17 protein-coding genes and 1 pseudogene are annotated in these 21,320 nt (G+C 45.8%); 6 read left to right on the top strand and 12 right to left on the bottom strand.

The window, feature by feature from the left end; translation table 11 throughout:
- Positions 1-64: 64 nt before the first annotated feature.
- The 3 genes and pseudogenes from K0C01_RS09720 to K0C01_RS09710 all read right to left on the bottom strand — a co-directional run bounded on the left by K0C01_RS09720 (position 65) and on the right by K0C01_RS09710 (position 3,329).
- On the bottom strand, positions 65-934 hold the full coding sequence (locus K0C01_RS09720; RefSeq protein WP_221169512.1) for a dihydrodipicolinate synthase family protein: 870 nt from the start codon (positions 932-934) through the stop codon (positions 65-67).
- A 22-nt stretch (positions 935-956) separates the two neighbouring features.
- Positions 957-2,291 (bottom strand): annotated as a pseudogene (locus K0C01_RS09715) (aldolase/citrate lyase family protein); the annotation flags it as partial.
- A gap of 45 nt (positions 2,292-2,336) precedes the next feature.
- Positions 2,337-3,329 carry a type II glyceraldehyde-3-phosphate dehydrogenase gene (locus K0C01_RS09710; RefSeq protein WP_221169510.1) on the bottom strand — a complete coding sequence of 331 codons (993 nt, stop codon included), beginning with the start codon at positions 3,327-3,329 and terminating at the stop codon, positions 2,337-2,339.
- 228 nt (positions 3,330-3,557) lie between these two features.
- Between K0C01_RS09710 and K0C01_RS09705 the strand changes: the two genes are divergently transcribed.
- Positions 3,558-3,974: a universal stress protein gene (locus K0C01_RS09705; protein ID WP_221169509.1), complete on the top strand. Its 417-nt coding sequence runs from the start codon at positions 3,558-3,560 to the stop codon at positions 3,972-3,974.
- Positions 3,975-4,002: 28 nt separating this feature from the next.
- Here the strand turns inward: K0C01_RS09705 and K0C01_RS09700 are convergent, their stop codons facing one another.
- Positions 4,003-4,437 carry a hypothetical protein gene (locus tag K0C01_RS09700; RefSeq protein ID WP_221169508.1) on the bottom strand — a complete coding sequence of 145 codons (435 nt, stop codon included), beginning with the start codon at positions 4,435-4,437 and terminating at the stop codon, positions 4,003-4,005.
- Positions 4,438-4,455: 18 nt separating this feature from the next.
- Positions 4,456-6,009, bottom strand: coding sequence for an Nramp family divalent metal transporter (locus tag K0C01_RS09695; protein ID WP_221169507.1), 1,554 nt, complete (start codon positions 6,007-6,009; stop codon positions 4,456-4,458).
- A gap of 734 nt (positions 6,010-6,743) precedes the next feature.
- On the opposite strand from K0C01_RS09695, the gene K0C01_RS09690 reads away from it, so the two are divergent.
- Both K0C01_RS09690 and K0C01_RS09685 read left to right on the top strand, forming a co-directional pair.
- The gene (locus K0C01_RS09690) at positions 6,744-7,313 is read left to right on the top strand and encodes a magnesium transporter (RefSeq protein WP_221169506.1); all 570 of its coding nucleotides are present in this window, start codon (positions 6,744-6,746) and stop codon (positions 7,311-7,313) included.
- Positions 7,313-7,894: a magnesium transporter gene (locus K0C01_RS09685; RefSeq protein WP_221169505.1), complete on the top strand. Its 582-nt coding sequence runs from the start codon at positions 7,313-7,315 to the stop codon at positions 7,892-7,894. The genes K0C01_RS09690 and K0C01_RS09685 overlap by 1 nt, the downstream gene beginning before the upstream one ends.
- Before the next feature lie 178 nt (positions 7,895-8,072).
- Here K0C01_RS09685 and K0C01_RS09680 read toward each other — a convergent pair whose 3' ends face one another.
- The 5 genes from K0C01_RS09680 to K0C01_RS09660 all read right to left on the bottom strand — a co-directional run bounded on the left by K0C01_RS09680 (position 8,073) and on the right by K0C01_RS09660 (position 13,873).
- Positions 8,073-9,272 (bottom strand): potassium channel family protein, encoded by a 1,200-nt coding sequence (locus tag K0C01_RS09680; protein WP_221169504.1) that lies wholly within the window; start codon positions 9,270-9,272, stop codon positions 8,073-8,075.
- Between the two features lie 178 nt (positions 9,273-9,450).
- Positions 9,451-10,425: a DUF2070 family protein gene (locus K0C01_RS09675; protein WP_221169503.1), complete on the bottom strand. Its 975-nt coding sequence runs from the start codon at positions 10,423-10,425 to the stop codon at positions 9,451-9,453.
- Between the two features lie 231 nt (positions 10,426-10,656).
- A complete protein-coding gene (locus K0C01_RS09670) occupies positions 10,657-11,682 on the bottom strand; it encodes a hypothetical protein (RefSeq protein WP_221169502.1) in 1,026 nt (341 codons plus the stop codon).
- Between the two features lie 149 nt (positions 11,683-11,831).
- Positions 11,832-13,484 (bottom strand): solute symporter family protein, encoded by a 1,653-nt coding sequence (locus K0C01_RS09665; protein ID WP_221169501.1) that lies wholly within the window; start codon positions 13,482-13,484, stop codon positions 11,832-11,834.
- Positions 13,481-13,873 (bottom strand): DUF4212 domain-containing protein, encoded by a 393-nt coding sequence (locus K0C01_RS09660; protein WP_221169500.1) that lies wholly within the window; start codon positions 13,871-13,873, stop codon positions 13,481-13,483. The genes K0C01_RS09665 and K0C01_RS09660 overlap by 4 nt, the downstream gene beginning before the upstream one ends.
- A gap of 571 nt (positions 13,874-14,444) precedes the next feature.
- Here K0C01_RS09660 and K0C01_RS09655 point away from each other — a divergent pair.
- Together K0C01_RS09655 and K0C01_RS09650 are read left to right on the top strand one after the other, a co-directional pair.
- On the top strand, positions 14,445-15,869 hold the full coding sequence (locus K0C01_RS09655; protein ID WP_221169499.1) for an APC family permease: 1,425 nt from the start codon (positions 14,445-14,447) through the stop codon (positions 15,867-15,869).
- An 83-nt stretch (positions 15,870-15,952) separates the two neighbouring features.
- Positions 15,953-16,591: a universal stress protein gene (locus tag K0C01_RS09650; protein ID WP_259372364.1), complete on the top strand. Its 639-nt coding sequence runs from the start codon at positions 15,953-15,955 to the stop codon at positions 16,589-16,591.
- 532 nt (positions 16,592-17,123) lie between these two features.
- On the opposite strand, the gene K0C01_RS09645 is transcribed toward K0C01_RS09650, so the two are convergent.
- Positions 17,124-19,217, bottom strand: coding sequence for a TRAP transporter permease (locus K0C01_RS09645; RefSeq protein ID WP_221169497.1), 2,094 nt, complete (start codon positions 19,215-19,217; stop codon positions 17,124-17,126).
- A gap of 41 nt (positions 19,218-19,258) precedes the next feature.
- Positions 19,259-20,344 carry a TAXI family TRAP transporter solute-binding subunit gene (locus K0C01_RS09640; RefSeq protein ID WP_221169496.1) on the bottom strand — a complete coding sequence of 362 codons (1,086 nt, stop codon included), beginning with the start codon at positions 20,342-20,344 and terminating at the stop codon, positions 19,259-19,261.
- 657 nt (positions 20,345-21,001) lie between these two features.
- Between K0C01_RS09640 and K0C01_RS09635 the strand changes: the two genes are divergently transcribed.
- Positions 21,002-21,316, top strand: a complete 315-nt coding sequence (locus K0C01_RS09635; RefSeq protein WP_221169495.1) for a YbjQ family protein — start codon at positions 21,002-21,004, stop codon at positions 21,314-21,316.
- The last annotated feature ends 4 nt before the right edge of the window (positions 21,317-21,320 follow it).

Genomic DNA, 21,320 nt, shown 5'->3' with positions numbered 1-21,320 from the left:
TGCAAAATGGGAATTCTACAGGGAAAAGCAGGCAGAGTGCCCCAAGAATTGTCTCCGGGACAGTTCATTTTATCATAGGAGTCTGGTCTAAGATATCTTGTATCTCTTTTCCATCACGCTCGGTAACCGAAGTATGTGGCGACCGAATACCACCGGCGTCTATGCCTCGATATTGCATGGCGTGTTTCAGTCCAGCAACTCCGTGTTGACGTGTGATTGCGTGATTTAACGCCGCTGCTTGTCTATTCAAGCCAATCGCTTTTTGAACATTATCATTTGATACAGCTGTGTAAATCGCCGTTGTGAGTTCAGGAGCTATATTGGCAAGGGCAAGAATCCCCCCATCTGCTCCGTTGAGAAGAGCATCAGCATAGATTCCGCCACTCCCAACAAGAACATCAAATGAATCATTAGTCAAGGTGATAATTCGCTTTAGTTGCTGAAGGTCACCGCTTGAGTCTTTGATTCCGTGGATATTCCTATGATTTGATAGAGTCTGAACTGTAGAGGGAGTGAGCGAGGTGTCAGTATAGACTGGAACATTATATAGATAGACAGGAAGAGAGGAGGCATCCGCAATCGATCGATAGTAAGTAATGAGATCAGATTGAGAATGCTCATAATAAAAAGGAGTAACAATCAGAACAGCATCTGCTCCAGCACTCACGGCTTTTGATATCTGCTGTAGTGTTTCCTTTCTACCGGGATGACCAGCGCCAGCGAGAACAGGAACAGATGAAGTCTCGGCAACAATCTTTGTAACCTGATGGCGTTCTTCTGCTGTAAGGAGTTCAGCTTCACTCGTCGATCCGGTAGGAACAAGAAAATCAACGCCGCTCTCCATTAACCAGTCAGCAACATCAACAAGCTTTGTTTCGTGTATATCTCCAGATGAGTCGAATGGAGTCGTGATCGGTACACCTGTGCCACGCATGCTCTTAAATGATTAGCCCAGATTAGTCAAGTCGTTCTGCCCGGACCTCATCAAGGATCAGTTTTTGTTCCGCTCGTCCAATGACCTCTCTAACGGTATCCACTGCGTCTATATTTGCTGATACAGAAGAGATGCCCTCATTAACCAAGAATCGAGCCATTTCTGGTCGAGATCCGGCCTGTCCAGTAATCGTTGTGTGCACATCATTCTCATTGCAGGCTTCAATGACTTCACTCATAGCTTCTAGCACTGCTGGGTGCATCTCATCAAAGACATCTGCTACGTTGCCGTTGTTCCGGTCAACAGCTAAGATATACTGAATAAGATCGTTTGTACCTAATGCAGCGAAATCAATACCGGTATCAATAATTTCATCGATTTGGCGGACACTTGCTGGGGTTTCTATCATTGCACCCCATTTAGTTTCGTCGGGATTAATCCCAACTTCTCGCATTAGCTCACGTGCTTCAACAACCTCTTCAGGATCATTTGGAAGGGGGAACATTACATAGAGGTTGTCGTATCCATTGTCACGAACCTGTTTAAACGCACGAAGCTCAAGCTTTGTTAGTGAAGTCTCATCAAGACTTCGTCGGATGCCTCGCCAGCCAAGCATTGGATTATGTTCGTGGGGTTCGGCCTCTCCGCCTTCAAGCTCTGCTAATTCGTCTGTTGGTGCGTCCATTGTCCGAGCTCGGACTTCACGTGGATAAAACGCTTCTGCAACTCGTTCTACTTCCTGTGCAACTTGATCAACGAATTCATCAGCGCCGTGGTCCTCAACGTACTTTGCCGGCGTCTTTTGCAATGATAGCAGGATATGTTCTACCCGGAGAAGACCGACACCGTCTGCGTCTGTTGCTGCAGCCCTTTCGGCTGCTTCTGGAATTGAAACGTTGACAAACACATCGGTTGCTGTAGTTGTGGGAACAGCTGGGTCCGTGGTAGCTGTTGATGAGGAGGTGCTTTCTGATGAATTAGATGTCTGACTTGTGTCATCAGTTTCGCTAGACGAGGAGAGTACGTCCGAAGCTTCTGCCTTCTTAATTGTGCCCCGGTCACCGTCGATTTCGACTGTTTGCCCATCCTCTAGCTCAGTTGTTGCGTCTCCTGTACCGACAATTGCTGGAACTCCTAGCTCACGAGAGACAATCGCGGCATGACACGTAATCCCGCCTTGATTGGTGACAATGCCACTTGCCCGTTTCATTGCGGGAACCATTTCCGGCATCGTCATCTCTGTAACAATAATATCTTGTTCAGTTACCTGATCTGTTTCCTCAAGATCGTTTACAATGGTAACCTTACCACTTATTTCGCCAGGACTCGCACCTAGACCTTGGCAAAGGAGATTATCAGAGTCTTCATGTTGCTCACGGGAAGACTGGTGTTGAGACATCTATTAGAACCCTCCGACTTCAAGCACTTCGTTGGTGCGTGCAATACTCTCTTCTTTGTCGATTCCTTCGGTTATCGCTCGGATTGCATCGATGTTCTCTGGTATGACATCGCTCTCACGATGAATTGACTGGAACAGGTATAATTGATTCCCTTCAACAGTAACTGAGCCCTCAAATATCTGGTTCTGATAGAGATTCATACGATCGCGCCCCCGGTCCAGAGCGAATTCCTGTAAGTCCCATCCAGAGTTCATGTCTAAGTCTTCATCGATAAGATGAAGTCGTGATTCTGAAGAGAGAAACTCAATTATGTCAGACTCAGACGGAGGATCCTCAAGCTCAACATTGACTGTATGGAAGTGATGGCGAACTGTTGGGACCCGCATTCCCATCGTTTGGATGTCGCCGATCTCAGGAAGCACTTCAAGCGCATCTGGACCGTGGTGAGATGGGGGATTAACCGGATCAGCAGAAATCACAGCATGTTCGCCTCGGCACCTGACAAGCGTGACAAGTGCCCGTTCAATCCCATATTCTTCAAGCAATGGAGCAAAGAGGCGGTTTAGCCCAGTAGTATTACAAGATACAATTCGAACATAGTCTTCTCCAATTGCCTCATTATAATTTGCCCGAGCAGTGAAGCTTACTGGGGCGACCTCAGAGGGTTCTCCACCTTGAAAGATTGCAGGTGTATCGTGCTCCTCATAAATGGGCCGATATTCAGCACCCATTCCAGCCGGGGTGGTGTCGACAACAACATCGCTTTGTTTAATCATATCGTCGACAACCCCTGCCGTGTTAATTCCGCTTTGTGCAAAATCTTCTTGTCGTCCATCCGGAGGATAGATATCGTAACCACGTGAGTGGGCTGCATCTGCTGTGTGGCCAGCACTCGCTTTGCTGATCCCGACAAGAGACATGTCCGGCATGGCTGCAACAGCGTCAGCGACTCGTTTTCCAATTGTTCCGTATCCGTTTACACCTACATTAATCATACGTGTGAGTTGTGACTATCATATACTTACATGAATAATCGAGGATCAATGTACGTATTACACCAACCAATACATTTAATAATGACATAGACTTCTCGTATACTAGTATAAAAATACAGTGGATAAAATTCAATAGTCTCTGATCTATTCATCATAAAGGAACATGATAAATTTTGATCAGAGCCAAAAGTCTTTATAATAAAACTGAGTACAACATATAGATTCTGTATGTCAGCAGATGATGCCCATGCGTTGATCGCAGTGGACGACTCAGACCCCTGTCAAGCAGCAGTCAGGTTTGCACTGGATAATTTTTGGGGATCAAAAATTACTCTACTACATGTGGTCGCACCGGGAATTCCAGTTACACAGACCCGCGTATATCAGGAGGCAGCCGAACAGGAAGAAATCGAAGACCACCTTGCTGAATTTAAACAGCAGTTCAACGATGCCGGATTTGATGCCAAATACGAGTTTGCCGAAGGCACACCACACAACACAATTGTAGAGTTCGCAATGGACAACGACATCGATCATATATTTATCGGAAGTCACGGTCGTAAAGGAATTGACCGAGTGCTGCTCGGAAGTGTGGCGGAAAAAGTTATTCGTCGATCAGCTGTTCCAGTTACAGTCATTCGCTAACGTGTGAGCGACAATTTACGGAACATCTTCACGTGGGATAAGTATGGTTAACTTCGTACTGTCTGGTGTCAATTGCGTCTAAGCCACTATCATCCTCAACATGAATAACAAACTCAATGACATCTCCTTCTTCGATTGGTGCATCAAGATAGGAACTTTCTGGTTCTAAGTGAAGTTCAGATCCTGTTTCATTGAGCTTTGTTGTAGCCACTGACTCATTGATTGCTGAGTGTTGTACTTGGATCATATCAGCATTCAGAAGACTGGTAACAGTTATCTCTATTTTCTCATCTGACTCATCGACATGGACTGTTGCATATGACTCTTCTTGGACTAGATCTCCAATATAGTATTGACCGAGGGTAGGAGACAAGAATGAACCTACAAGCGTGACCATTCCAATAGCTAAACCAAGGATCGCAAGCCCGAGAAATCGTTCTTTATCTATAGTAAATGTTGGCATGACACTATCTGAATATAATTATGCATTTGGGATGATCCAACCGATCAAATCGAACATTGCTAGCAGTGAAAGAATGATCAAGAAGGTAAATACAATGAGGCTGATCCACGTGAAGTAAATCTCCCATTGTGCTGGATAAAACTCACTGTCTTCCGGGATTGCTTTCAGGCAGAACCAGAAGTTAAAGAAGAAGATAATTGGTGCAATCACGGCTGCAAGTGCTGAGGCAACCAAGACAACAAATACGGGTTCAGGAACACCAGCGATGATTGCAACGGCACCAACAAAGGACAACATCATTGAAATACGCCAGATATTCAACTCAGAATACCAGACGCGTGATGCTCCGTCTGGTGAGTTCTCGACTCCAGACCATTTAGATACTCTAGGGAACAGGTTTCGACAAGCGGCAGAGATAACTCGTGGACGACCATCGAAATAGTTGAACTGTGTAGAGAATGTAATTCCAAACGCGCCGAGAAGGAAGAGAGCCATCATCCATGATCCAACGGATTCAGTAAAAATAGCAGCTATCTCTCCAATCGCAGCTTCTCCTTCAACATCTGACGGATACATCCAAACAACCGATAGGGACATAATAATTATGGCGAGTATAAGCGAAACAACATTACTAAAGTCAAAGTCACGGACGCCGATTCTGAACCATCGGTAGCAGTATTCGCGTGTTCGGTCAGAAAGCTGATCGTAATCAACGGTGAAATCACTGACATCAGTTGAACCGTTGAATTTATCGATATCTTTTGCTGCTCCCTCCTGTTCAAGACGGCGACGCAGGCGAGGTAGACCTTTCTTTTTCGCTAAGCCCCACTCAGATGCTTGTAATGAGACGTCAATTCCGGTTGGGAGAAGCCCGATGCTTGCAGCGAAGACAAGCCATGCTTCAGGAGGCACATCGATCACGAAGAAATTAACATACGCATCAGCTGGAGGCGGGTTGACAAAGTAGACAAGCACAAACGCAATGACAACGACCACCATTATTATCTTGACAACCCACTCAACAAGGCGGTACTTACCCGATAGAATAATACCAACGCTAATCCCGCCGATCCCTGTAGCATACACCCACATTGGCAGATCGACAAATCCGGGCGTTGTAAAGGCAAAATAAAGTACAGCAGCTGCAGCAATCAACCGTCCTGCTTGGCCAATTAACATTTGTACACCAAACACTAACAAAACATACCACAAAGCCCACTTACGCTTCGTTGCATTCATCGCATCCATGATGCTTTTTCCGGTTGCATACGTGAAACGGTATGCCATCCGAAAACCGTACCACTTGAATGCATAGGCTAGCGGAATTGCCCATAGAAGAGCCCATGCGAATCGACCACCAGCGGTGGGTATAGTAATAATGTGGCTTGTTCCCACGCCAGTCATCATCAGTAAAATACCGGGTCCAAAGTGCTTGAATAATGATTTATAATCCGTTTTTGGAGGTGTGACATCATAGTCAATTTTCTCACTCTCACTATACTCCTCGGGAGGAACAGGCTCATCGCTGCTTTGACTTGGACGGTCAGTTGGAAATTCAGGATCTGTAGCCATAGTTAGTCACCTTCGAAATGGAAAAGTCGGTTCACATGCGGTACACATAAGGAATGGCCCAATCGAACGGAAAGTGAATTTTTACCTGACAGGCCAGGATAATTTGAAGGACGGCGGCAGGCTGATACGAGGGCCGATTGTTGTACCAAATAAAGGATACCGACGACAAACTTTGATACCTTACTAGCCAGTTCCCCAGAGTACCACACTAAATACGATATGATGAAATGTGCAGTCCCTACTGAATTCATCCACATTAAGGATGAACATGATTTATAATGATTTAAACGAGGTTAATAAGGTAATATCTGCGAGAAAAGTTTATCAAGCAACTGTTTTTCGGCAAAATAAAATATTTTTATAATATATTCGGCAAAGTTATTTAATTTTACCTCAAAATAATATTTGACACAATATTTGAACACTTTACCAGATGGTTAGATAAGCGTCCTGGCAACAGTCATGTCGTAGCTCTCGAAGTGTCATAGATACAGTGAAACAAGACCTGTGTATTTCGTGCGACGCTCGGCCGATCGCTGCCCGTATTTCTGCTGTGAGGCAAGGAACATTGTCTCCGAAGGATTAGAAGCAAGCTGAAATCCACAAGGAGGAATACCACTTCCACAGGGGTAGAGGGAAGTCAAACGATCCACAAGTCGATTTATCAAAGTCTTGAGCTTGAAGGGAAACCAGTTCACAAACGATTTTCATGGATGGGCAAAATTGTACATAACATGGATCCACGTCAAGAGATGTGGCGGATCTATCGAGAGTCATTACCAATATTAATTATTGCCCTTGGAGGTGGATTATTTGCTGGGTTGGTCTTAGAAGAGTTACTCGACAGCGTGGCACGGTTTCCGGGGTTGTTGGTGATGGTTCCAGTGTTTTTAGCGACACGTGGAAATGTGTATGGTGCACTTGGCGGGCGAATTTCAAGTGGGCTGCATCAGGGACTGATCAAACCGAAGTTGGAGTGGAATGACCGACTAGTAAATGCAGTAATTGCATCATTTATTAATGGAATTGGAATCTCAATTGTAATTGGAGTAATTTCTTGGGGTGCCCTAGAGATATTAGGACGAGAAGCTGCTGCTCTATACGAGTTTGTGGGGATTATGCTCATCGCTGGAGTACTAACGTCAGTTGTGATGATTATCGGACTACTCGTGCTAATTTTTGCAGGGTATCGACTCGGATACGACCCAGACAATCTTGTCGGTCCAATTGTGACAACACTGGGAGATATCTTTGGAATGTTATTTTTGCTGCTTGCCGTATTTACAATTGAGGTGATTGTCTGATGGTAGTCCCTCAGGGATCGCTTGGATCCTGGAAAACGCGCCGGATCGTCGGGAACATGTTTCCGTTACTGATCGTTCTCTCAATCATTGTTTTATGGGCTGGGATTACCCTTGACGACGCGGAGGAAATGCTGGAGGAGTTTGCAATTCTTGCTGTAATGGTTCCAACGATGGTGGACATGGGAGGTAATCTTGGGGCGATTCTTTCATCTAGATTATCAACACGAGTACATCTAGGAACGGCGAATTTTGATCCTCGGGATAAAATTCTCCAAGCAAATATTATAGCTATACTAGGACTTGCTGGCACAGTATTTACTGCGCTAGCGATCGGGGCATGGATAATTGGTCAGGTAATTGGATCTACGCTAACGCTTGTAGAATTACTAATTATTGCACTTGTAAGTGGATATGCGGTTGCAGTTATCGCCGTAATATTTAGTATCTCAGCGACATACGTATCATTTAAGCTCGGTATTGATCCAGATGATACTACGATCCCGATTGTGACAAATATCGTAGATGTGTTTGGGATGGTGATCTTTATTTTCGTTGCTGGGTATGTTGTTGGGTTTATATGAACTTTCTCCTCTGTTTGCGTTGATATGCTCTTTGGGGTGGTTTTCTGGTTTCGTGACGCACTGTTTTTACAGCTGGTCGGCTGCCGGCAGCTATCCACGCAGGGAGCACAGTCTCTACAGGCGTGAATTCTACAGAGAAACCAGGCAGGGTGCCTCAAGCTTGACCCCGAGTACTTCACTATGAATAATTGCGGAATACCTCAGCAGCACGCTGTGTGCCCTTGGCAATAAGAATATCATTTGCTTGAATCGTAAGTTCCGTTTCAGGAGCAAGGATCCAGTCATCATCTCGTCGAATTGCAATAACTGACATTGAGATGTCTTTATCAGGAACGCCATCAAGGATACGGGTGCCATCCAACTCGCTTCCTGCGTCGACTTGGATACGAGTAATTACTTCATCACTCTCCTGTACGGCTAATCGTACGACTGGATGAGTCGTGATGTCCCGTAAAACACCTTCACTAATGTCAATCGCTGCATCGCTGATAACCTCAGTGCTTGTGCTAAGATGGATCAACCCGCGAAGAGAAACGGGATCATTAGCATCACTAGCCGCCTGAAGGACCCACGCCTCCAGCCGCGATTCAAGTGCATCAACTTCGACCTCAAGATTCCGAACTTCCTGTGCAAGGTCCTTATCATCAAATAAGACGCTGCTATAAGCAAGGTCTACCGATAACTCAGAAAGATTTTTCATATGGACGATCGTGTCAACCGCTCGCTCAAGGTCATCAATTTGTGGTTGCTCAGAAACAGGAGATGTATAGGCTTCCCCAGTTAGTTTCTCATATACTTCATCGATTGTCGGCCTGGGGCCACGAAGAAATACAACATCGTCAACACCGATTCTGGTCTGTGGACCTGGGTTTAGAATCCACTCATTTTCGCGTCGAATAGCAATTACTCGAACACCTGTCTGTGATTCTAGGTCGATACTGTCAAGAGCTTGATTAGCATATGTTGAATCAGATGTAACAACACCTTTTACAAGTAATTCTAGTGCCTCTGGAAGAGAGCTACGCATTGCTTCTGGAAGCCTTACATCTTCAAGAACAACCTTAGCAATATCACCGGCAGCATCGCTGATTTGGTCTGTTGCAGCAACGATCCCAAGAACGGGAGCAAGCTGTTCTGCGTCAGTTGGATTTCGCGCAGCCATTAAAAGACTCATCTGGGCTCTGAGCTCCAGAATATCCATTCGCTCCTCAAGTCGAAGTACTTCATTTGCTAGTTCCTCATTCTGGTATAAGACGGAAGTATAAGAAAGATCAATCATTAACTCGGCGGTATTTTTCATCTGAACGAGGAGGTCTTTAACACTAATTGGCTCGTACTCGATGTCCGATATTGATATTTCCCCCTTAAATGAATCCATATTATAAAACCATAATTGGAAAGGAAAAAAGGGTTATGTCAATGATACGCTACCACGCAAAGTCTACAGAGAAGGTAAACTATGTGCCTTAGGACTTTTCTCCGAGGTACCTCACGGAGTTTCGGGGCGGATGCCACGAGACTTGGATCAAACAGTTGTCGCTTGATGTCAGAACAGTTTATTTTCTCAGCAACTGCACAATGCCGTAAATGATAAGCGAACTTCCGAAAGCAATCGCTCCGAGCAATCCACCACAGCCGTCTTTAGTTGCTGTTGTATAAACAACACCAACAGCAGATAAAATACCTACACTTGCCATCCACGAGGAGCTTGGGATTCGCTCTGGGGTACTCATGCCAGCGAATGAAGCAGCAAATACACTTGCTGCGAGAAGTTCGCCAGAAGCGTGGATGAATGGGAGCATAGCACCACCAACAAGTCCGACAGTTGCTGATGCAATCACATTATCTGTCTTACCGCTGGTATGTAGTAAGTAGGTTCCTAATGCGCCCAAAACTGAATAGATAATTGCAAGATAGAGTGTCTCCAGTCCTGCAGTGTGGTGTTGCTCAACAGAATATCCACCAGACAATACTAAAATTATTACCCCAACAAATGCGACAGTGCCAAGCTTTCCTCCCATTCCCCGAAACATCGGACGGGAAAGGTACCAAACAAAGCTTGCCAGTATCGCAGCACCAACGACATGAAGATAACTACCGAAGATGGAAGGAGACGTCATACCGACAAACGCACCGCAATAAACAAGTGAACTGTACTTACCAGCGACAATACCACCAAGAATGCCAACAACGCTTGCAGCAACAATTACCGAAAAGCCAGCATGTCGTGATAAGCCGTACGTCATGACAGCGCCGATAACGATGCTGATTATACCAGTGTACAGAGACTTTTCTAGTCCAAGAGACCAGTCAGGTGAGATTGTTCGAGACGAGAATTCATAATTAACGCTGATGAGTATACTTCCAATCATTACGATAAGTCCAGCAAGGATATATGAAAAATCACTTTGTGTGGCTGCTTCTCTGGCTCCGAGCACAAGCAAACCGATAGGGGCGAGAACGAGTGCACCTGTCCCAACTGTCAGGCCAATCCACTGAGATAGAAAGTGACTTTTCTGTCTAACACTCACATGTATGGTAGTTCACACTATCCAAAAAGTGGATATATTAGGCCAAATTTGACCAGCAATATTTGCTTTAATGTTTATTCATCTACTTTTTACCTATTTAAAAACACATTTGTGGTCTTGGTATGGTTGCCTTTCCGCCAAACTACGCAATTATAAACCACAGTATGAAGCTTCATGTCGTACTGTGGTTTTCACGAACCTCGGTCCATTCGCGCCACATCCCCTGTAGTTTTAGTCATTTAGTAACACGAGTATAACGCCAGTAAATAGTCCAACACCAGCAAAAAAAATTAGCATTACCGAGATGGCTGCAGCACTGAACGTTGGAAGGATGCTCTCTGTAATCACGCTAATCAGTGAAATGAAAAGTAGTGCATATATGGATGCCTTCGCAATAAGCCAACCACGCTGGGCATCTGTCGTCCTGAATTGGGTTGGATCGGAAGGGGCGGTGCGGGTCGCAGCCGCCCGAGCATCATATGCTGAGGTGAATATTTGCCATCTGGAGATACTATCCTCAACAACGGCAAGTGCTCCACGTCGCGAAATATTTGGCCCAATCGTATCAGTTTGGAGAAGAAAAAGCCGCCCACCCGGAATTTCAGAAGGAGATCCTTTGCCAAGTTGTTCGACGAGTTGGTGATATGTCGTATTACCAGAACTCCCCAGATTATCTGGGATAGGCACGTGCCAGTATAGCGATGTCCCGTGAATTTTAATTCGTACTTGGAGGGTATTGCCATTTTTGAGCACGTCGATGCCATCAACGGTGGCTTCGAGTGGTTGATGCTTAGCGTCGTCATGATAGCCAGCTCTGTAGATCGCTTGCCGATGTGATTCAGATAAGGTAGATTGAAGCGAAGCCACGGAACTCTGGTCTAAATTGTCATTGGCGGATACTGAGAGCGTATAGTCAATATCGACAAACGTGACGCGATCTGGGTAGTCTTCAAAGCGAATTTTAAACGTTTCACCTACGAGGTTAGACAAATCGCCATCAAAGGGGATGTCTCGTTGTTCGTGGAGGGCAACAAGAGCAGCTGCATCCTCTGGTGTAGGTTCGAAGGTTATTATAAACGGTTCCCCATCAATGGTGAGTACGGTATGGATTGTATTATCATCGTTAATCCCAGTAGCAGATAGCGTAGCGACGACCGAAGTGCCGTCCGACAGAATTTGATGTCGGCGGTGGCGGTCCTCAAGATCATCGACGGAAACATTCTTATTTTGATCGTTCGGTTTGGTGACAGTGGTCACAGTTCTTCTCCCAATGACATCATATGGCATGGTCGAATTTCAGTATTATGCCTGCTGTAACAGAGGATATAGGCATCCATACAAAATGAATACGGATTAATTAACCAAACCCAGTCGTATAAATAAATGGAGATTATGGCTTTGGGTGGTTAGTCGTCCTGCGGATTTCCACCGTCTGCGACTGCTTCCTCAGCTGATTGCATATCATCCATTGGACGAGGACTGTGACATTGGCGGACAAGTCGCTTGACATCCTGAGGTGGCTCCTCTGTGAACAAAGAGACAATAATAATGGTGAGCATTACCGCCGGAACACCGACAAGAGACGAAGAAGTCGCTGGAACGACAGTAGCAAATGTTGGGAAAATTGCTTCTCCTGAAATAGCTCCAATGTACTGTGGAAGGACTTCATTAAGAATCGATCCAAAGCCGATAATAAGGCCAACAATCATTCCAGCAATTGCCCCTTCTCGAGTCGCATTCTCCCACCAAAGACCAAGGAAAAAGACAGGGAACAAAACGGTACCTGCAAGGGCGAACGACATACCAACGACTTCAGCAATCAGCGCCGGTGGGTTAAGCGCCAAGACCGTAACGATAGCACCGAGAATGAGGATTGTTGATCGACCAACAATCATCTGCTCTCGCTGCGTCGCGTTTGGTTTATACAGATTTGTATAGATATCGTGAGCAGCTGCCGAAGAGGCAGAAATAAATAGGCCAGCAGTTGTCGCGAGACCAGCAGCAATAGCACCAGCGGCGACAATACCAACCAACCACTCGGGTAAGCCAGCTAAGTACGTTGTGAAAACAACAAGAATTTCAGAGGCAGTATCAGTCATATCAGTGTAATCTCCAACCTGTTCTTGGTATAAACGGGATCCAAATGCGGCGTACACCGTTGTACCTAAGAACAACAGAAGTGTAAAGAATAGTCCCCAAACCGTTGCCCAGCGAGCATTTCGCTCGTTGTCTGCAGTATAGAACCGAACAAGAACGTGCGGAAGGCCACATGTTCCAGCAATTAAACTCACACAAAGAGCAATCCAATGATAGTAGCTGGCATCAGTAAAGGGCTCAGTATACTGGCGTTCAATCTCAGCCATCGCGGTTGCTTGCTCACCGTACTCAATGAATGGGATAAAAGTAGACCACCCTTGAGTCCAGCCAGTGGCGTAAAGCCCGAGTAAAAACGCTGAGATTAGGATAACATACTGTAGTGCCATGTTTTTTGTTGCCCCAAGCATCCCAGATAGAGCGACGTATCCAATTGTAATCGACATGAGCAAAATAACACCATACTCATATGGGACACCGAAGATATACTGAGCCATCAGGCCGAGGCCATTACCCTGTGCGATAATGTAAACAAAAGCAATTAGAAGTGTTGTTGTAGCAGCGATTGCTCGACCAAGATCAGAATAGTAACGGTCTCCGACAAAGTCCGGAGCAGTGTACTTTCCGAATCGACGGAACTGGGCTGCAAGGAAGATTAATAGGATGAAGTATCCAGTAGTCCACCCAACAACATATGCAAGGCCAAAGTACCCCAGTAGTGCAACCGTTGACGCAACACCAAGATACGCTGCAACGCTCATCCAGTTAGCGGCAATGGCCATGCCATTCTCAATTGATCCAATGGACCGGCCAGCAACCCACATATCATCGACAGCAGCAACACGGAAAAAGTAACCAACACCCAGAAATACAACCAACATCGCCGCAAGGGTTAGTGCCGGGATGAGTTTGAACCCACCGTCAAAGAATCCAGAAACAGCGTCAAGTAAAATTGGATCAATCATAGCTGATCACCTCCATCAGTTACGGCTGACTGTGTGGTTGTGTCTTCGGTTTCAGATGAGTGTGCAACATTGTATTTCGCATCCAGTTGGTCGCGTCGCCAAGCGTACACTCCGCATAAAACAAGAGCCCCGACGGGAGATCCAATTGCAGTTAGGAAGTAGTGTAGTTGAAATTCAAGCACATAGATATTTGTCATCGTATCTGTAGCGACCCAGGTGGCTGTAACAGGGCCAAATGTAACAACAAGCCAAATCGCAAAAAGTCCCCATATCGTTTTGAGGTGATCTCGCATAAACGAGGTTGATGGTCGGAACATGTGAACCGGGGAGTCAAGATAGTCCGTCTCACTGTCCGGTTCAATTTGGCTTTGTTCGCTTCCCTGTGTCATGGTTCAACCAACCCTCGTCGCAAGAAGGCATCCAACAGTTGTCGTAGTGCTGTGTCGGGAAAGACAGAGACTTTCCCAGACAATAGCGATTCTCCTGATACTCGAGATAGACTAGAGCTAAGATTGCCCATTTTCCATTTATTCCCTATCTGTTATTATAATTAATTTTTTCTATTTATAATCGTAATTAATGCTTAATTTCGATTGGATCAATGCTAAAATATATTTGACGTGCAATGGTTATTAATATCATAAACAGTAATGTTAGAGAATTACTGTCACATATATTCTTAAAATTAGGTATTACGTGGAAAATGACTCTATCGGTCCTCGGCAATAAGTTATCCTGATACTGATCTAGCGCGATTGCTTCTACAAATACGTGAATTGATGTCTGTCTCAAACCTGTGTCAGTAAAAATTTCATACCGAGCGGAGGTTTGGATAGTTATCATTTGTACTAAACACTGACAGGTGATTGGTTAACGTTACTTCCGTTTAGGAAAAGTAAATATCAATAAGCCATAATTAGCCATCATATATAACTGTCGCCCAGCGTATTATTCACTTGTATGGGTGAAAGACAAGGTGATACTGGAGTAAATTCTCCGCCACACAGTGAAGAATCAGTTGTAGAAACCGATGAAGCGACGATCACAGAACATTCTGAGCTTGAACGAACACTCGGATTAGCAGGTGGGCTCGCAATCGGTATTGGAACGATGATCGGAGCGGGAATCTTTGTATTTCCTGGGCTTGCTGGGTCAGAAGTTGGCACAGCGGCAACAGCCTCATTTGCAGTTGGAGGCGTTGTTGCATTGCTAGTAGCACTTCCAACATCCGAACTGGCAACAGCGATGCCGAAAAGCGGTGGAGGGTATTATTTTATATCTCGGGGGCTTGGTACACTAGCTGGGACAATTGTTGGATTATCACTATGGCTTGGGTTGGTATTTGCGACCGCTTTTTACCTTGTTGGGCTAGGGTATTACGCTTTAGATGCACTCGCCGAGGTTGGAATTTCAATTAGTATAAGCTCAGGCGTTCTTGTATCCGTGCTTGCGGTGGTTTTTGGAATTGGATTCACCATACTAAACGTTACTGGAACAGAGAACGCCGCCAAGCTTCAGAACGGAATTGTTGCTCTCTTGCTTTCGATGCTGGTTGTGTTTCTGGCATTCGGGATGCTAGAAGCGTTCGGAATCGTAGACGCTGACACACCTCCTTCTGAAGCTGAGAATGTCTGGGAAGTCGTTCCAATTCTCTCAGTTGCCGCACTTGTGTTTACATCATATCTAGGGTTTGCGCAGGTTGCGACCGTTGCTGGAGAGATGAAAGATCCAGGTCGGAACCTGCCATTGGCAATGATTGGTTCGGTTCTAATTGTTACAGCTCTATACGTAGTAACGATCTTCGTCGCGACAGATGTGTTTGATCAAACAGCACTAGAAGCAGCAGGTGAGACGGCGATGGTAGAGATTGGACGGGAATTGTTGGGAACACCAGGCGCACTAGTAATCATTATTGGAGGCTTACTGGCAACAATGTCATCAGCAAATGCATCGATACTAAGTACGTCTCGAGCGATTTACGGTGTCTCAAAGGACGCATTATTACCACAACGAGCAAGCCAGATTAATCTACAATACGGTACACCGCATATCGCATTGGGCATGGCTGGGGGCCCGATCATTGTCTTAGCGGCGACCAGACAGGTGCAATTGCTTGCAGAAGTTGCTTCGTTTCTTCATTTGATTATGTATGGGCTAATCTGTGTGGCATTGCTTGCCATCAGACGTGATGAGCCGGAATGGTACGACCCGGATTTCCGCGTTCCGGGAGGACCAGTTATTCCAGTTCTGGGTGCAATAGCAAGTTTCGGACTAATACTATTCATGAATAGACTTTCAATTGCTGTGGGTATTGGTGTAATTGCTGTGACAGTAGGCTGGTATTTATATTATGCTCGGGATGTAAAGCTTAAGGGGGTGCTATAATGACACATATACTCATACCAATACGAATTCTTGAAAACCAAACCATTTCACCCGGGCTTATAGACTTATTAAGTACATCAAATGTGACAATTCTTGGGTATCATGTGCTTCCAGAGCAGACCTCACCAGATCAAGCACGTTTGCAATATGAAGACCGCGCAACCGAAGCGTTAGAGGATCTTAAGGCAGAGTTTGAATCTGCGGGCTGTAAGGCAGACCACCGTCTCGTATTTACGCACAGTCAAAAACAGACAATAGAGCGAATTACAGATGAGATTGGTGCACAAGCGTTCGTGATCCCGGGGATGGCAGGACAGATTGACCGGTTACTCGTTTCGCTGTCCGATAAAGTTGATATTGGAAATATTCTATCGTTTGTAGAGTCACTCGTCGTAGATCGCGATATCGGCGTAACCCTATTTACTGCACGGGACTCCGGGTTGGATTCGGAACAAATTGCGTCTGCAACTAAGCGGCTCCAAGAAGCGGGAATAGATGTACAGACTGAGTCTGGGGGGGAGGATACACAGCGGCAACCGGGAGAGCCAGTGGCTTTTAGCACACTCGCAGAAGCAGCTGGAGGTCATGGCGCAGTTGTAATGGGTGAGCAATCTCCGACACTTAGATCATCACTTTTTGGTGACAAAAAGCCCGAACAAGTAGCCTCAGAGTGTGTCAGTCCTGTATTAGTCGTTAATCGTTTAGGGAAAAGTGAGATGTGAGTTACCTCGTCCTACTCACTTCTACCGGTCGCTCTGTTGGGACGAGGGATTAGCACACTCACCAAGTTATTAATCCAGAGACTAAGAAGGCCCAGGTTTGGATACCGAAGTGAACTAGCCCTGCCTACTCCCCGCCGTTGTCGGGGCCTTGAGTCAGGGGCTTCCTGCTTCCACGACGCGGTTTGCAGGAACCACCGTGGTTCCCACAGGGAGCACAGTCTCCACAGGCGGTGATTCAGCCATGTCCTGACCTACTTGGGGGTGACAGAACGAATGGAGTCTGCCTAACGGTTACCATCCCGTTCTAAGCCAGCCGCATGAGTAGAATCCATCACAGTTGATGATTCAATATCGCATAGCGTAACTGCTTCAAAGTAGGCTGAGCAACGGCTGTATCCTCACCTTAGTGCGCTGCTCCTTCGCTTTACTCACTGTGTTGCTCCTTGAGGACGGGAATATAGCCTACAAAAGATAAACGAATATCCTACAGGCAGAGCAGGCCGATAGCCTTGGAATCAAGCCCTAAGGCAGTTCATGCCCCAGGCAACCGGGATCGCCACTGTTCCAGTGGACGAGTATCATCAACATTAGCGAGAAGCATGTATAACAAAATACCGACACCAAGTGCAGCCGCTTGAATCATCATGCCAGGATAAATCATGATGACTAGGCCAAGACCAATGAATACAGCACGAATGACTGCAGTTTGAACACGAGCATGCTTGAACCGATAGTTAATCCCGTGGATCATAATCAGCGCACCAAGCATAATCAATCCAGACGTTAGGAGGAGATTTGTGGTTATCTCACCCTGATGATTGACGATCTCTGGATGATACAGGAAAGAGAATGGCAGTATAAACAGTGGTGCTGATATCTTGATTGCTTCTAACGCAGTTTCCCAGAAGCCCGATCTAGCAATTCCCGTTGTTACCGCTACACATGTTGCAATCGGTGGTGTGAGACCTGCAAGAATTGCAGCATAGAATACGAAAAAGTGACTTGCAAGTTCAGGCATATGGAACTGCTCAATGAGCGTTGGAGCAACAAGCAGTGCCACAATTGTGTATGCACCTGTTGTCGGCATACCGAGCCCGAGCAAGATACATGTGATCATTGCCAAGACGCCAGCTAACAGCAGTGATCCTCCAGATAGATCCATGATAGCAAGGGAAATAACTCCAGGAACACCGGTTGCTTCTAAAATGTCGACAACACCACTGATAGCAATCAAAATAATTGCGATTGGGGCAAGGATAATTGCTCCTTCGCGGAAGCCAACAATAGTTTGCTTGATGGTTTTTACACCCATCCAGAACGTTGCTCGGTAGTTGCGTGTTTCAACAGTCGCTTGTCCGGTTGGGAGCAAAATACCCATGACGACCATAGCAATAACAGTGTACAATGCAGATCCTTGCACACTCCACTGAGCAACACCAAGGAGATAAATGAGAACACCTAACGGAATGCCGAACTTGATAATCTCAAGTCCAGCATCCCGACGAGACAGGTCTGTATCGATATTATCTGCAACGCTGTCAGCCTCAGTGAGCTGCGGAGCAGCCACATAGTGGACAGCCACAATGATTGTAATCATAAGGATTACCGCCGGGATCAGCCCGGCAACCAGCACATCTACATAGGCAATTCCAAGTAGAGTTGCCATCACGAATGCGCCAGCACCCATCACGGGGGGAAGTACTTGACCAGATGTTGATGCAACAGCCTCAATTCCACCAGATGTCTTTGATCTCACCCCACTGTCTTTCATCATCGGAATCGTAAACGAACCAGTCATTCCTGCATTTGCTGTTTGACTTCCGTTGACCGATCCGATGACGGCACTTGCAACAACAGCGGCTTGGGCAACTCCAGAGGAAAACAGTTTACCAACGTATGCCGCACCACGGAGAATCAGATCAAATGCGCCATATGCTTTCAGTAATCCTCCGTAAAGTAGGAATGGAGCAATCCATGCGGCTGTCATCTGTGAAAGTGATCCAAAGAATCCGTTAACGCCAATAACCAGTGTTCGCAGTGTCCGTTCAATGGACATCCCGCCATGACTCAGAACGCCTGGAGCGACGTATCCAAACATTCCGTAGAGGATACCTACGACGACGATTGCGAGGAACGTGGCCCCAAAAGATCGCCACGTTAAGTAGATGATTGCAAATGTGAATAGACCGGCCATGATATACTCATTTGTCGTCGCATAGCCTCGATCAAGGAGGTCCATGACGTTAATGTGGATATAAAGGGAGGTTATGATCGAGATGATAGCGCTGCCAAGGAGTAATGATGTTTCTACAATATTCTCTCTTGAAAATAGTCTGCGGACGTCTGCCTGAATCGAATCTCTTCCTCCGTCGACCAACTCCGTCATCTCATACAAAGCATACAGTGAGAGAATACCACCGACGAACAGCCCAACGAATCCGTGTCGGGCAGCTCCCTGATAAATCATATAGAGCATATATCCCCAGTAGGGAAGAGTAAGAAACGTCAGTAGATACCATAGCGATATTCGATCAGTAATCGCTGACTTAGTGACACGCTCTTTGATGGATCTACTGACTGGTTGATTAAGCAATTCACTGTCTTTGATATTCGGTCCGATCGTCATGGGTACAATAGGGTAAGATGCCGAACCACTCGGCAGGTTAGTTATTCGTCAATCTCTCCTTCTTCCCAGTCGTCATTCCAGAGACCTTCGTCTTTAAGGAAATCAACAACGCCTGGGTGTACTGGGTGATCCTCGAGAATTGCGTTTGTAAAGATCTCTGGGTCATCGCCATATTCAAGCACTGAGTCGTCAGACTCTCGCATTGTTTCGTAGTGATCCTTGCATATTTCAGCAATCTCGTATGCGTGTTCTGGATCTACATCGCTACCAAATGCCCATTGGCCATCAAGGCTCCATTGGGCGACTTCCATGCCCTCGTCAATTCCTTCTTCAATACCATATCGCTCTACTGGATCACTATCTTCCAATAGGCTCGCTCCATCAAGGTCGTCAATCGTTTGTGCAAAATCTTCATCAGTCTCGACCAATTCGAGATCATTCTGTGTTACGACTTCATCACACCAACTTGCAAGAGAGACACCATTCTGTCCATAGAGAACAATAGCATCAATCTCTTGTTCCTCAATGATTTCTGCAATATCGGTCGTGTCTGCGTTATTGATTTCGTTATTGTTCTCGATGCCTTCTTCCTCATCAAAGTCATAAATGCCAGCTGCTTGGAGGACTTCTTCAGTCATTAGTCGTGTCCCGAATCCTGGCTCAATTGGATAAATATCGTAGTCTCCTTCGCGCAGTTCTTCAACGGTGTTAAAGTCAGCTCCTTCCCGCTTGACGAAAAACATCTCCAGTGACGTAAATATGAATCCCTGCATTGGGAATTCTTCAACAGGGTCGTCTTCGAAGTCGCCTTCCTCATTAAGTGCTTGTGAAAGCGAGTTATTGTCAACACTAATTGTATTAAAGTCACCTGCCTCGTATGCATAGAGGTTAGCAGTCCAGCCCTCAGAAGTCTGGATCGATATATCAACATCAGCATCGTGCTCACTGGCTGCGTAATTAAGCGCCTGCCCTGTCTCATATGATGAGCTTCCTGAGGAGGTACTCGCAATTGTGACATCTGGACTGCTAAATAGGTCTGAACAACCCGCAACACCGGCCATCCCGGCTACGCCTGCCGCCCCTGCTGCTTTGAGTGCGTTACGACGAGAGATATTTTCTTCCGTCATCAACCATGAAGAATATATTTTGCATATTAAATTTTGTTATTTCTATGCACGATATTTTTGTACAAAAATTTGCTTAATAACAACTATTAGTAAATATTAATAACAAATAGTTATACAACCATCTGGCATCATATTGATTTCAACTTGTCTAAGCAGAGTTCCCACCTCCAGGGACATCGCGGTCCGCCAAAACGAACAAGAAGAGCAGTAAGACGGGGGAAGTACACTTGTTGGACTTCAGGAATAGCCTAAGTACGTTAATCCGAGCCAACAGTTGTTCGGATGAACGGGGTCCAGTCAACGTGCCCCGGGGCCTATAATGATGACCCGGAGTGCTACTTGACCGGGCCACGCAATATGGAACGGTACTGCGGTCAAAGGCGAGAACATGGAGAAATCCCGATCAAAGTGGGGAGTGGTCGTTTGACAGGGAATAGACGCCATCAAGTCTCTAGAAGGAAGACGCTTGATCAGGCACATACAAATTTACAGTTGTTTATACGAAGATAGGCCCAAAGATGTATCTGCAAGGTGTCAAGCGTTTGTAGTTAGTTTAAATCAGTAGACCATGTGACAGTATAATTGTGCTGTTTCGAGATCAAGCACAGAAGTACCGTCCATCGAAAGGTTTTGTGTCTGCTAATCTTAGTTAGAAACATGCGAGTTGTAACAACAGAAACAGTCCCAGGCGAAGAGATTGAAGAAACACTTGGTATTGCACGTGGAAATACGGTCAAAGCACGAAATGTCGGTCGAGATATTACACAAAGTATTCGGAATCTTGCGGGCGGGGAACTGAAAGCATACTCAGAGCTACTTACAGATGCACGCGATGAGGCGCTTGATCGGATGGTTGAGGATGCACGAGATTTAGGTGCTGATGCTGTCGTCAACGTTCGGATGGAAACATCAACGATTACTGGTGGCGGATCAGAAGTCATTGCTTACGGAACTGCAGTCCGGTTCAAATAACAAA

The sequence above is a fragment of the Salinarchaeum sp. IM2453 genome, from assembly GCF_019693215.1.
Classification (GTDB): domain Archaea; phylum Halobacteriota; class Halobacteria; order Halobacteriales; family Salinarchaeaceae; genus IM2453.
The sequence above is the reverse complement of the archived record's forward strand: the minus strand, read 5'-3'. Positions and strand labels throughout refer to the sequence as shown.

Bases quoted from the DNA above. Each gene is read 5' to 3' on its own strand.
- K0C01_RS09635 (WP_221169495.1), top strand. From the start codon at position 21,002: ATGCGAGTTGTAACAACAGAAACAGTCCCAGGCGAAGAGATTGAAGAA.
- K0C01_RS09720 (WP_221169512.1), bottom strand. From the start codon at position 934: ATGCGTGGCACAGGTGTACCGATCACGACTCCATTCGACTCATCTGGA.
- K0C01_RS09695 (WP_221169507.1), bottom strand. From the start codon at position 6,009: ATGGCTACAGATCCTGAATTTCCAACTGACCGTCCAAGTCAAAGCAGC.
- K0C01_RS09690 (WP_221169506.1), top strand. From the start codon at position 6,744: ATGGATCCACGTCAAGAGATGTGGCGGATCTATCGAGAGTCATTACCA.
- K0C01_RS09705 (WP_221169509.1), top strand. From the start codon at position 3,558: ATGTCAGCAGATGATGCCCATGCGTTGATCGCAGTGGACGACTCAGAC.
- K0C01_RS09685 (WP_221169505.1), top strand. From the start codon at position 7,313: ATGGTAGTCCCTCAGGGATCGCTTGGATCCTGGAAAACGCGCCGGATC.
- K0C01_RS09710 (WP_221169510.1), bottom strand. From the start codon at position 3,329: ATGATTAATGTAGGTGTAAACGGATACGGAACAATTGGAAAACGAGTC.
- K0C01_RS09640 (WP_221169496.1), bottom strand. From the start codon at position 20,344: ATGACGGAAGAAAATATCTCTCGTCGTAACGCACTCAAAGCAGCAGGG.
- K0C01_RS09700 (WP_221169508.1), bottom strand. From the start codon at position 4,437: ATGCCAACATTTACTATAGATAAAGAACGATTTCTCGGGCTTGCGATC.
- K0C01_RS09665 (WP_221169501.1), bottom strand. From the start codon at position 13,484: ATGATTGATCCAATTTTACTTGACGCTGTTTCTGGATTCTTTGACGGT.
- K0C01_RS09645 (WP_221169497.1), bottom strand. From the start codon at position 19,217: ATGACGATCGGACCGAATATCAAAGACAGTGAATTGCTTAATCAACCA.
- K0C01_RS09655 (WP_221169499.1), top strand. From the start codon at position 14,445: ATGGGTGAAAGACAAGGTGATACTGGAGTAAATTCTCCGCCACACAGT.
- K0C01_RS09680 (WP_221169504.1), bottom strand. From the start codon at position 9,272: ATGGATTCATTTAAGGGGGAAATATCAATATCGGACATCGAGTACGAG.
- K0C01_RS09660 (WP_221169500.1), bottom strand. From the start codon at position 13,873: ATGACACAGGGAAGCGAACAAAGCCAAATTGAACCGGACAGTGAGACG.